Origin of the sequence: Rhizobium sp. PEPV16 (assembly GCF_008919455.1) — a bacterium.
Classification (GTDB): Bacteria; Pseudomonadota; Alphaproteobacteria; order Rhizobiales; family Rhizobiaceae; genus Rhizobium; species Rhizobium leguminosarum_Q.
In genome coordinates, this window is the sequence record NZ_VSZV01000198.1 from 1 (window position 1) to 12339 (window position 12339).

The 12339-nt window shown below is 61.2% G+C and carries 14 protein-coding genes; all 14 read right to left on the minus strand.

Annotated features, from left to right (window positions below; translation table 11 throughout):
- On the minus strand, positions 1 to 703 hold a 703-nt coding region (locus tag FY112_RS05445; protein ID WP_151517907.1), incomplete at its 3' end, for a GGDEF domain-containing protein.
- 331 nt (positions 704 to 1034) lie between these two features.
- Entirely contained in the window at positions 1035 to 1706 is a 672-nt protein-coding gene (locus FY112_RS05450) for a TIGR02117 family protein (protein WP_151517908.1), read from the minus strand.
- A gap of 31 nt (positions 1707 to 1737) precedes the next feature.
- Positions 1738 to 3450 (minus strand): urease subunit alpha, encoded by a 1713-nt coding sequence (gene ureC / locus FY112_RS05455; protein WP_151517909.1) that lies wholly within the window; start codon positions 3448 to 3450, stop codon positions 1738 to 1740.
- 3 nt (positions 3451 to 3453) lie between these two features.
- On the minus strand, positions 3454 to 4077 hold the full coding sequence (locus FY112_RS05460) for a Urease operon accessory protein (RefSeq protein WP_151517913.1): 624 nt from the start codon (positions 4075 to 4077) through the stop codon (positions 3454 to 3456).
- Between the two features lie 16 nt (positions 4078 to 4093).
- Positions 4094 to 4501, minus strand: a complete 408-nt coding sequence (locus FY112_RS05465) for a lysozyme inhibitor LprI family protein (protein WP_151517910.1) — start codon at positions 4499 to 4501, stop codon at positions 4094 to 4096.
- Positions 4502 to 4523: 22 nt separating this feature from the next.
- A complete protein-coding gene (locus tag FY112_RS05470; RefSeq protein ID WP_094087562.1) occupies positions 4524 to 4829 on the minus strand; it encodes an urease subunit beta in 306 nt (101 codons plus the stop codon).
- A gap of 10 nt (positions 4830 to 4839) precedes the next feature.
- A complete protein-coding gene (locus FY112_RS05475; protein WP_062942719.1) occupies positions 4840 to 5091 on the minus strand; it encodes a DUF1272 domain-containing protein in 252 nt (83 codons plus the stop codon).
- Positions 5092 to 5101: 10 nt separating this feature from the next.
- Entirely contained in the window at positions 5102 to 5404 is a 303-nt protein-coding gene (locus FY112_RS05480) for an urease subunit gamma (protein WP_003561955.1), read from the minus strand.
- 33 nt (positions 5405 to 5437) lie between these two features.
- Entirely contained in the window at positions 5438 to 6259 is an 822-nt protein-coding gene (locus FY112_RS05485; protein WP_151517914.1) for an urease accessory protein UreD, read from the minus strand.
- 167 nt (positions 6260 to 6426) lie between these two features.
- On the minus strand, positions 6427 to 7122 hold the full coding sequence (gene urtE, locus FY112_RS05490; RefSeq protein WP_003542323.1) for an urea ABC transporter ATP-binding subunit UrtE: 696 nt from the start codon (positions 7120 to 7122) through the stop codon (positions 6427 to 6429).
- 256 nt (positions 7123 to 7378) lie between these two features.
- Entirely contained in the window at positions 7379 to 8134 is a 756-nt protein-coding gene (gene urtD / locus FY112_RS05505) for an urea ABC transporter ATP-binding protein UrtD (RefSeq protein WP_020486145.1), read from the minus strand.
- Between the two features lie 5 nt (positions 8135 to 8139).
- The gene (gene urtC / locus FY112_RS05510; RefSeq protein WP_094087560.1) at positions 8140 to 9303 is read right to left on the minus strand and encodes an urea ABC transporter permease subunit UrtC; all 1164 of its coding nucleotides are present in this window, start codon (positions 9301 to 9303) and stop codon (positions 8140 to 8142) included.
- Entirely contained in the window at positions 9300 to 10937 is a 1638-nt protein-coding gene (gene urtB / locus FY112_RS05515) for an urea ABC transporter permease subunit UrtB (RefSeq protein ID WP_151517912.1), read from the minus strand. Before urtB ends, urtC begins: the two co-directional genes overlap by 4 nt.
- A 115-nt stretch (positions 10938 to 11052) precedes the next feature.
- A partial coding sequence (gene urtA, locus FY112_RS05520) for an urea ABC transporter substrate-binding protein (RefSeq protein ID WP_246700611.1) occupies positions 11053 to 12339 on the minus strand: 1287 nt, incomplete at its 5' end.

Sequence of the window (12339 nt, forward strand, 5' to 3'; positions counted from 1 at the left end):
CGGAGGCATAAACCGCCTGCTTGTTGCGCCCGGCGACGAGATCGGCAATGCCGCCGGAAACGGTGATGCGGATATCGTGCCCCTCGGCCTTGATGGCGCCGCCGGCGATCCGGGCCCGGACACCTTCAATACGCTCCATCCGTGCCTCCAGCGGCTCGCCGGATAGGATCACACCAAACTCCTCCCCACCCAGCCGTGCGACGACGGACATCTCATCGAAGGCGGATGTGAGCATGGACGAAACGGCGATGATGACGGCATCGCCGCAACCGTGGCCGAAGCGATCATTGATCGCCTTGAAACGGTCGACGTCGAAAATCACTAGGGACGCGTTGCCATCGGCATTCTCAAGCGCCTCGGTAAAAGCGCGCCGGTTGAGCAGCCCGGAAAGCGTATCCGTGAGGCTGAGCTTTTCGAACTCCGCCCGCGAGAGCGCGAGGTCGCGCATGGCAAAGCCGGCAAACAGCGACAGCATGCCGGAAACGGTACCGCCGATCAGCCAGGAAAAGATCGCGCTGAAGCCGATTGCATGGGCGAGCGTCACCGGTAGAAGCCCGAGAAGATCGAGCGATGGCATCGTCAATGCGATGATGACTCCTGAGAGAATAACCGAAAGAAAAGCCATCTTCAGGGCGAAGACGTAGACGTTCTTACGGTATTGAAGATCGCCAAAATCGGCCTGCAGCGAAATCCAGTTTCTCATGAGAATCAACCTTCCTGCTCGGCGTTTCCAGGCATTGATAAGAGCCCAATTGCTGCGGGTGTCTTAATTGACTCGTTAAAATTCGAACGGTTTTGGACGTTTCGGTGGGCAGAATTTTTCTAGCAGGGGATGCAGCTTTCCAATCCCTGAATCGAACAGTGCGGAGAGACAGATAAACAATTGATATAGAAGGGATTTATTGAGCTTCCAGATGCGGCTGTTCCAGAATGGCTTAGCTGAAGAAAATACCGGTTTTTCCACCGATTTTTACAACCAGATGGAGAGCGCTATTCACAATTCACTTTAAGAGCGGACCGGCCCGACGGCTGCTTCAATTGTAGACAGAAACAGACAATCGCAATGCTTGTGGAAGCGGGTTCCATATGCCGGTTCGAAGCCCAGCCGAGCGCAGGGCAGCGGCAGTCCAGGTGTTGCAGCCGAAGAGGGCGTTGAAGTATCCCCTGGCCTCGAAGAACCGGTCGATCTCGCCGTAACCCGCACCCGGAATCGGCACCACCGCGCCCCCGTCACGGACGAAGCTCTCGGAGATAAAATCGCGCAGCTGCGCCAATTGATCCTCACTGACATTGAATGCCGTAACGGTGGGCTGCGGCTCGGTGATTGGGCCGGCAAGGTCCACATGCAGCACGGAACGGTCGATCGTCAGCGCGCGCAACACCGGCAGCGGCTTCAGCTCCGCCCATGTCGGAGTTTCCAGATAGAAGGCACGACCGCCCCAGCCGATAATGAGCCACTCCGCGCTCGGATGGCCGAGCGGAAAATCGGTATTGTCGAGGAATGAAAAGGCAGCCCGCGTTTCCGCGTCGAGCGGAATGGCAATATCGGTATGGATCGGGCCTGACAGCAGCAGAATCCGATGCGTCACTGCAGCAGATGACGCCTTGACCGACGCAATCAGCGGCCTGGGAATAAGGGTCCCGCAGACCGCCGAAAGCACGAGCAGGAATACGATCCGCAACAACCAGCGGATACCTGTCCTCATCGCAGCCGTCCATCACGCATCGGACGTGGGCCTAGAACAGGAAATAGCGCTGCGCCATCGGCAGCACCGTCGCCGGCTCGCAAGTCAGCAGCTCACCGTTCGCCCTGACCTCGTAGGTCTCGGGATCGACCTCGATCTCGGGTGTCAGGTCGTTGTGGATCATCGATGCCTTGGAGATGCCGCCGCGCGTATTCTTCACCGCGACCAGTTCCTTGGCGACGCCGAGCCGGCCCTTCAGGCCGGCATCGAGCGAGGCCTGGCTGACGAAGGTGACGGAGGAATTGGTGAGGCTCTTGCCATAGGAGGCAAACATCGGCCGGTAGTGCACCGGTTGCGGCGTCGGGATCGAGGCGTTCGGATCGCCCATCGGCGCGGCCGCGATCGAGCCCCCGAGCAGCACCATATCGGGCTTCACGCCGAAGAAGGCAGGATTCCACAGCACGAGGTCGGCGCGCTTGCCGACCTCGACCGAGCCGATTTCACGGCTGAGACCATGGGCGATCGCCGGGTTGATTGTATATTTGGCGATATAGCGGCGGACGCGGAAATTGTCGTTGTCGCCCTTTTCCTCCTTCATCCGGCCGCGCTGGCGCTTCATCTTATCGGCCGTCTGCCAGGTGCGGATCGCCACCTCGCCGACGCGGCCCATGGCCTGGCTGTCGGACGAGATGATCGAGAAGGCGCCGATGTCGTGCAGGATGTCTTCGGCGGCGATCGTTTCCTTGCGGATCCGGCTTTCGGCAAAAGCGATATCTTCGGGGATCGACGGCGACAGATGATGGCAGACCATCAGCATGTCGAGATGCTCGGCAATGGTATTGACCGTATAGGGACGCGTCGGATTGGTCGACGACGGAATGACATTCGGCTGGCCGCAGATCTTGATGATGTCGGGCGCATGCCCGCCGCCCGCCCCTTCCGTGTGGAAGGCATGGATGGTGCGGCCCTTGATGGCGCCGATCGTATCCTCGACGAAGCCGCTTTCGTTCAGCGTATCGGTGTGGATCATCACCTGCACGTCGTATTCGTCGGCAACCGACAGGCAGCAGTCGATGGCGCCTGGTGTCGTGCCCCAATCCTCGTGCAGCTTCAGCGAGGTGGCGCCGGCCAGCACCATTTCGGTCAGCGCCCCCGGCAGCGAGGCATTGCCCTTGCCGGCAAAGGCGAGGTTCATCGGAAAGGCGTCGGCCGCTTCGATCATGCGCGCGAGATGCCAGGGACCGGGCGTGCAGGTGGTGGCGAGCGTGCCGTGTGCAGGACCGGTGCCGCCGCCGAGCATGCAAGTCATGCCGCTCATCAGCGCTTCTTCGATCTGCTGCGGCGCGATGAAATGGATATGGCTGTCCATGCCGCCAGCGGTGACGATCTTGCCTTCGGCGGCGATCGCCTCCGTGCCCGGGCCGACGATGATATTGATGCCCGGTTGCATGTCGGGATTACCCGCCTTGCCGATCGCGACGATGCGTCCATCCCTGAGGCCGATATCGGCTTTGTAGATGCCCGAATGATCGACGATCACCGCATTGGTGATGACTGTATCGACCGCGCCATCGGCCCGCGTCACCTGGCTTTGGCCCATGCCGTCGCGGATCACCTTGCCGCCGCCGAACTTCACCTCCTCGCCATAGGTGGTGAAATCCTTCTCGATCTCGATGAAAAGCTCCGTATCGGCAAGGCGTACCTTGTCGCCGGTGGTCGGTCCGAACATGCCGGCATAGGCGGCGCGCGAGATCTTGTAGGGCATCTATCAGGCTCCTTGGGAGGAAGAGACGAGTGTTTCTCCGCCGAGCCGCGCGAGGCGGCCAGCGGCAATATGGCTATCGACAAGCTGTCGTTCGGCCGCAAACGGGTGCCATTCCCAGCCGACGTGGCCGAAGCCGGCAAGCGTCACCTCGGCCTCGGCATATGTATTCAGCACCTCGGCAATGACGATCATACCGCTGCTCGGCACGACATAGCGCGACGGAGAAAACGCCGAAAGCGTGGCATCCACGGACTCGTGAACCGCCTTGCCGATGACGACGTGCTTCTTGCCGGTATCGGCGCAGAAGACACTGAACTCATCCGTATAGTCGTCACAGAAATCGCCGAGTTCCGGATGCGAGACGGCAAGCGGCGCACGCATCGCGGCGAATTTTTCCGGGTCGCGCACGCTCCAGATCTCGCCAGCTGACACCACGCCCGGATGGGCGCGCCACTCACGCGAACCGAGCATCGCCTTTGCCGGCCTGCCGGTATTGCAGACTGCAACGGCATCCGTGCGGCTGCCGCCGGCCCCATAGGAGCGGCAATCATTGAAACGGATGACGAAATCGGCGGCATCGATGACACCAGCCCCGCCCTCCTCAATGTCGCCATTGCCGACGATCATGATTTTCCTGATCACCCTAGTTGCTCATCGTATCTTCGAGCTCTTTCAGCTCTTTCGTGCGTTTGTCCGTAATGTTGGCGAGACACCCGGCGACCAGCATCGGCTCCATCGTGCCGCCGCGGGCCTGAAAGCCGAAGGCGTCGCATTCGGCGTCGCGATAATCGATCCAGGCGCGCTGCGCCTTGACCAGCGCCTGCTCTGCGCCCTTCCTGTCGCCATCCAGGTCCTTGTCGATCGACGCCAGGACGGCGCGGGTCTTCTTGTATTGCGCATTCAACGCCTTGTCGGCGGCCTCATGGCGCCCCGCTTCGCAAGACGTCATGTCCGATTGCGTCTTGGGATTGTTGCAATCGATATCCTCAGCTGAGGCAGCACCTGCCGTCAGCAGCATCGCCGCCCCGACGAGGCAGATATTCAAGCGCATGCACTCCTCCAGCCTATTGTTCTCAAAGCTTGCCCATCACCAGCTGGCGGAAGCCGTAAACCTCGCGCTTGCCGGAAAGCGGGATCAGCGTCACCGAGCGCGTCTGCCCTGGTTCGAAGCGCACCGCCGTCCCCGCCGGGATATCGAGCCGCCTGCCGTGCGCTGCCGCACGATCGAAGGAAAGTCCCCCATTGGTCTCGGCGAAATGATAGTGGCTGCCGACCTGCACCGGCCGGTCGCCCGTATTGGAAACCTCCAGCGTCACCGTCGGCGCGCCGGCATTCAGTTCGATGTCGCCGCTTGCGGCAATGATTTCGCCTGGAATCATCTCGTCCTCCTTAAGCCGCCTTGGGCGCGCAGCCCTCGGCTTTCAGCACACGCTTCGTCGACGCCGGATTTTTGGCAAGCATCGCCGCCGGCCGGATAGGCCTGGCAACCAGATTGCCGCCGCAGTTCGGGCAGACACCCTTCAGCACGCCGTCCACGCAATCGGCGCAGAAGGTGCATTCATAGGTGCAGATCCGTGCCTGAGTGCTATCCGGCGGCAGATCCTTGTCGCAGCATTCGCAGTTGGGCCTGAGCTCGAGCATCCCTATCTCCTCACCGGATCGGCTCGTGCACGGTGACGAGCTTGGTTCCATCCGGGAACGTTGCCTCCACCTGCACGTCGTGGATCATCTCTGCAATCCCCTCCATCACCTGGTCGCGGCCGATCACATGGGCGCCGGCTTCCATCAGCTCGGCAACCGGGCGGCCATCGCGGGCGCCTTCGACGACGAAGTCGCTGATCAGCGCGATCGCTTCGGGATAGTTCAGTTTAACGCCGCGCTCCAACCGCCGCCGCGCCACCATCGCCGCCATCGAAATCAACAGCTTGTCTTTTTCTCTCGGAGTGAGGTTCATCGCTTGTCCATCTGCTTGACCGAATGCTTACGTTCATAGATTCCAGACTTTCGGCACAGGCGCACCATTGCGCAAGGCGGAAATGACGGGGATCAGGATTTTTCTGAGCGAGAAGCCGTCGGCTGCGGCTAGGCGGACGACGAGTTTGCCATTCCAAGCGCTCGCGCCGCCCATCGATCCTTCGACGAGCGGCCGGACCTTGCCGAGATAGGCTTCCGAAAGCGGCCCGGCATAAAGCAGCGTCGCAAAGGCCACCTGTCCCCCGAGCACCGCTTGTCGCGCCGCCAGCGCCGCCACGCCTTCGGAAAGTCTGAGTTCCTCGGCATGGATCAGTTGACCCGAGCGGCGGATGCGCCAGCGATCGCAGAAGAGCCCTGATACCACCGCCTCACCCATCGCCTTGCGGCCGAGCAGCACGGCTTCGACAGCTAGAAATTCGGCGCTCTCGTCAAGATCGACATCCAGCCGGCGGAAAAGTGCGGCCCGGTCGAAGAGGATCGTTTCCTGCGGCAGCCAGTCGACGCGGGCTTGGGCTCCGACCGTGATGCTGGTCGCCACCTCGGCGATGCCGGCCGATGCCTTGTAGATCTTCTCGCAAGCTTGAGTGGTGACGTCGATGCGCGTGCCGGCGCCAGCATCAACGCTCCAATCCATCCGATCGCCGCCTGTCAAACCGCCAGCAGTATTGATGATGACGGCTTCCATGGAGGCATCGAAGGTATCGGGCAGGCGGATCTTCGCTGCCCCCTCCTGATAGAGTTCGCGGATGCGCGTGCGGCCATCGAACAGCTTTGCCGCCAGATGCCCGTGCCCTTCCGCTCTTTGCGGTCTCGTGCCTGCCGCCGCGATCGTCATATCGTCCCTTTCGGTCGCGCCCCTGGTTTTCATTCAAGCGCGCGGATAACGGAAAGCAAGCAATTCCTATGCCGCCCCGAGCAGACCCTTGGCGGCGGCGGACGGTTTTCCAGGCGCCGCGCGCTCTGCTGCAAAATGCGGCATCTGCCAGTTAGACAGTCAGACAGTCAGACAGTCAGGTGGCGGCGGGCCTCCGGCGTATCCAGCGTCTCGGCAAGCCCTTCATGCACGATTTCGCCACGGTCCATGATGTAGACATAGTCGGCAAGCTCGCGGCAGAAATCGAGATACTGCTCGACGAGCAGGATCGCCATGCCTGTGGAGTCGCGCAGGTAGCGGATCGCCCGGCCGATATCCTTGATGATCGATGGCTGAATGCCCTCGGTCGGCTCGTCGAGCACGAGAATCCTCGGCCGTGTCACCATGGCGCGCCCGATCGCCAGCTGCTGCTGCTGCCCGCCGGAAAGATCGCCGCCGCGACGTGACAACATCGACTTCAGCACCGGGAAGAGACTGAAGATGTCATCGGGGATGTTGCGGTCGCGGCGGCCAAGCGGAGCAAAGCCGGTTTCGAGATTTTCCTTGACGGTGAGTAGCGGGAAGATTTCGCGCCCCTGCGGCACGTAACCGATGCCCTGCTTGGCGCGGGCAAAGGGCGGCAAGCCGTTGAGCTTGGTATCGTTGAAGGTGACGGTACCGGCCGACAGCGGATGCTGGCCGGTAACGGCGCGCAGAAGAGAACTCTTCCCCACGCCGTTACGCCCCAGCACGCAGGTGATCTTGCCCATCTCCGCTTTGATCGAGATGCCGCGCAGCGCCTGAGCGGCGCCGTAGTGAAGGTTTGCGTTTTCGACTGTCAGCATGATGCGACATCCTTGTTTGCCATGCCGGCGATGCGAGCACCCTCTTCTCCCCGGCGGGGAGAAGTGCCGAGCACAGCGAGGCGATGAGGGGGGCGAGGAGCAACAGCGACGAGCACCTTGAGCGAAGGCGAAAGGTTATCAGCGGTGTGCCGTGCGGCCCCCTCATCCGACCCTTCTGGCCACCTTCTCCCCGTTGGGGAGAAGAGGGAATATGTCGCTCCCCTTTCAGACCAATCCAGAAACATCGACCGCATCATCACCGCCCCAAATAGTTCTCGATGACCTTCGGATCCGAACTCACAAAATCGATCGACCCTTCGGCCAGCACCGATCCCTCAGCAAGGCAGGTCACCTTGACGCCGAGGTCTCGGATGAAGCCCATGTCATGTTCGACGACGACGACAGACCGGGTTTTGGCGATATCCTTCAGCAGGATCGCAGTTTCCGCCGTCTCCGCATCGGTCATCCCGGCCACCGGTTCGTCGACCAGCAGGAGCTTCGGCTCCTGCGCCAGCAGCATGCCGATCTCAAGCCATTGCTTCTGCCCGTGCGAGAGATTGGCGGCGAATTCGTCGCGGCGATGCGTCAGCCGCACGGTTTCGAGGATCTCCTCTATGCGCGTCTTGTCCTCGCCCGAAAGCCGGTAGAACAGCGTCGAGAACACGCCGCGACGGCGGTTCAGCGCCAGCTCCAGATTGTCCCACACCGTATGGCTTTCGAAGACTGTCGGCTTCTGGAACTTGCGGCCGATGCCGAGCTGCGCGATATCGGCCTCGTCCTTCTTGGTAAGATCGATCGTGCCGTTGAAGAACACCTCGCCCTCGTCGGGCCGGGTCTTGCCGGTGATGATATCCATCATCGTCGTCTTGCCGGCGCCGTTCGGGCCGATGATGGCGCGAAGCTCGCCGGGTTCGATGACGATCGACAGCGAATTCAGCGCCTTGAAGCCGTCGAAGGAAACCGAGACGCCGTTCAGATAAAGCACGCTGGTGGGTTTGACGTCGGGGATCATGGCGCTCACTCCGCTGCCTGGATTTTCGGCTCGATACCGTCTTCCTCAGCCGCCGGTGGTGCCGCCTTGGAGACGACCTTCCGCTTGCCGAGATATTGGGCGATCGTGCCGACGACACCCTTGGGCAGGAACAGCGTGACGGCAACGAAGAGGCCGCCGAGCGCAAACAGCCAGAACTCAGGGAAGAGGCCGGTGAAGATCGTCTTGCCGCCGTTGACGAGGATCGCGCCGATGATCGGCCCAATCAGCGTCGCCCGCCCGCCGACCGCCGTCCAGATGACGACTTCGATCGAATTGGCAGGCGCGAATTCGCCGGGATTGATAATGCCGACCTGCGGCACGTAGAGCGCACCGGCAATACCAGCCATCATCGCCGAGACGACGAAGGTGAAGAGCTTGAAGTGCTCGACGCGGTAACCGAGGAAACGCGTGCGGCTTTCCGCATCGCGCACGCCGACCAGCACCTTGCCGAACTTCGAGCGCACGATCGCCGAGGCGAGCAGCAGCGACAGCGCCAGGAAGATCGCAGTTGCGGCAAAAAGGACTGCACGCGTGCCGTCCGCCTGGACGTTGAAACCGATAATATCCTTGAAATCGGTAAGGCCGTTATTGCCGCCAAAGCCCATGTCGTTGCGGAAGAAGGCCAGCAGCAACGCATAGGTCATTGCCTGGGTGATGATCGAGAGATAGACGCCGTTGACGCGTGAGCGGAAGGCAAACCAGCCGAAGACGAAGGCGAGCAGGCCGGGCACGACAAGCACCATCAGCGCCGCAAACCAGAAATGGTTGAAGCCGTACCAGAACCAGGGCAGATCCTTCCAGTTCAGGAACACCATGAAGTCGGGCAGAACAGGGTCTCCATAGCTGCCGCGCGTACCGATCTGGCGCATCAGATACATGCCCATCGCATAGCCGCCGAGCGCAAAGAAGGCACCGTGGCCGAGGGAGAGGATGCCGCAGAAGCCCCAGACGAGATCAAGCGCCAGCGCCAGCAGCGCATAGGTCAGATACTTGCCGAACAGCGACATGATATAAGTCGGCACGTGCAGCGGATTGCTCGGCCCCGTCATCAGGTTCAGGACCGGCACAAGGACGGCGACCAGAAGCAGGAGGGCGATGGCAATGACGATCTTGCGATCGAGTGATCGGAGAAGGAAGGCCGTTATCATGCTTCCACCGCCCTTCCTTTGAGTGCGAAGAGCCCGCGGGGACGCTTCTGGATGAAGAGAATGATGAGGACGAGCACCAGGATCTTGCCGAGCACGGCGCCGGCGAAGGGCTCGAGGAACTTGTTGACGACGCCGAGCGAGAGTGCCCCGACCAGTGTGCCCCAGAGATTGCCGACACCGCCGAAGACGACGACCATGAAGCTGTCGATGATGTAGGATTGACCGAGGTTCGGCGAGACATTGTCGATCTGGCTGAGCGCCACGCCGGCGATGCCGGCAATGCCCGAGCCGAGCGCGAAGGTGAAGGCATCGACCCAGCCGGTGCGGATGCCCATCGACGACGCCATGCGGCGGTTCTGCGTAACGGCACGCATCTGCAGGCCGAAGGCGGACCGCTTGAGCAGCAGGAGCAGCGCCACAAAGGCCACCATCGAAAAGACGATGATCCACAGTCGGTTCCAGGTGATGGAGAGCCCGCCGAGATCGAAGACGCCGGACATCCAGGTCGGATTGCGGACCTCGCGGTTGGTCGGGCCGAAGATGCTGCGCACCGCCTGCTGCAGGATGAGCGACACGCCCCAGGTGGCGAGCAGCGTTTCGAGCGGCCGGCCGTAGAGATAGCGGATGACGGCGCGCTCGATCACCAGACCGACGAAGCCGGTAAAGACGAAGGCCGCAGGCACGGCAAAGGCCAGCGAATAATCGCCAAGTTCAGGAAAGGCGGAGGTAATGTATTCCTGCACCACATAGGTGGTGTAGGCGCCGATCATCACCATTTCGCCATGCGCCATGTTGATGACGCCCATGACGCCGAAGGTGATGGCAAGGCCGATCGCGGCAAGCAGCAGTACCGAGCCGAGAGACAATCCGTACCAGATGTTCTGGACGATATCCCACAGCGCCAGGCTGCGATTGATGGAGCTGATATCCGTCTGGATCGCCGGCTTCAGGTCGTCGGGCGCGGTTTCGAGTGTGGTCGTGAGGATGGTCAGCGCATCGCGATTGCCGCGCGCCGCGATCGTATCGATCGCAGCCTTCTTGTCTTCGACGCTCGCATCCGTCTTGAGCAGCAGCACTGCGCGCGCCGCTTCCATCGTATTCTTGATCTCAGCGTCTTTTTCGGCCGCAAGCGCCGTGTTCAGCAGGTCGAGGTTGGCGGGATCGGCATCTTTCAGGAGGCCCTGCGCCGCGGCAAGTCGCGCGGAACGGTCCGGGCTCATCAGCGTCAGCTGGCTGGTGGCGGCGCCGATGACGCCGCGTAGCGCGTTGTTGATCTTGACCTTCGTCATCAGGTCCGGATCGACATCGGCAGCGGCTTCGCCGGTGATCGGATCGGAATAGGTTGGTTCGTCATCGGTACCGCCCTGGAGGAGAACCGGGCCGCCATCTGAATTGACGTAGAGAAGGCCGTCGCTCAACTGCTGCAGGATCTGGCTGACATGCGGATCCTTGGAAGCGACCAGCGCCTTGATGGCCACTTCGCGTTCCGGGAAATCGCCGACGCCGAGCGCGTCGATAAGCACGTGGATATCGTCCTGGGCCTGGACTTCGCTCGAGATCATCACGCCCGAAAATGTCAGGCCCGAAAATGTCAGGCAAACCGTGATGAGGAAAATCTTTATGGCGCGATACATCGGCTTTCTCGCCCTTGATAGTGTTGGCCTCGCGGCGCAATCGCTGGGACGGAGCTTCCGCCCGGGATCAAACCCGGACGGAATCCTTCAGGCAATCATCGGATCGGAGTCGTGCTCAGGAGCCCTTGCCACCGCACTTGCCCGTTGCGACGTTGAAGTTGCCGCAGGACATCGGCTTGCGCCAATCGGAGATCAGATCCTTGGAGTCAGGCAGGAAATCTGACCATTCGTCGCCGACGACGGCAGGTGTCTGCTGGACGATTTCGAACTGGCCGTCGGCCTGGATTTCACCGATCAGCACCGGCTTGGTGATGTGGTGGTTCGGCATGACGGTCGCATAACCGCCGGAGAGGTTCGGAACGCTGACGCCGATGATGGTGTCGAGAACCTTGTCGGTATCGGTCGTGCCGGCAGCCTGGACGGCCTTAACCCATGCGTTGAAGCCGATATACGCAGCTTCCATCGGGTCGTTCGTCACGCGCTTGTCGTTCTTGGTGAAAGCGTGCCAGTCCTTGATGAACTTCTTGTTGGCCGAGCTTTCGACCGATTCGAAGTAGTTCCAGGCAGCGAGATGGCCGACGAGCGGCTTGGTGTCGAGGCCGGCAAGCTCTTCTTCGCCAACCGAGAAGGCGACGACGGGGATGTCGGTTGCCTTGATGCCCTTGTTACCCAGTTCCTTGTAGAACGGAACGTTGGCATCGCCGTTGATCGTAGAGACGACGGCGGTCTTCTTGCCGGCCGAACCGAATTCCTTGATCTTGGAAACTTCGGTCTGCCAGTCGGAGAAGCCGAACGGCGTGTAGTTGGTCATGATGTCTTCTTTCGGAATACCCTTCGAAATCAGGTATGCCTCGAGAATCTTGTTGGTCGTGCGCGGATAAACGTAGTCCGTACCTTCGAGAACGAAGCGCTTGACGCCTTCTTTTTCCATCAGGTAGTCGACAGCAGGAATGGCCTGCTGGTTCGGAGCAGCACCGGTGTAGAAGATGTTGCGCGAGGACTCTTCGCCTTCATACTGGACCGGGTAGAAGAGGATCGAGTTGGTCTCTTCGAAAACCGGCAGAACGGACTTGCGCGACGAGGACGTCCAGCAACCGAATACGGCGGCAACCTTGTCCTTCTGGATCAGCTCACGTGCCTTTTCGGCAAACAGCGGCCAGTCGGAAGCCGGGTCGACGACGACGGCCTCGAGCTTCTTGCCGAGAAGGCCGCCCTTCTTGTTCTGCTCGTCGATGAGCATCAGCATGGCGTCCTTGAGCGTGGTCTCGGAGATGGCCATGGTGCCGGAAAGCGAGTGCAGAATGCCGACCTTGATCGTATCATCGGCGGCAACCGCACCGCTGAAGGCAGCCGAGGCCGCCATGACGGCGCCGAGTGCAGCGCCCGCAATAGTAGTTCTGAG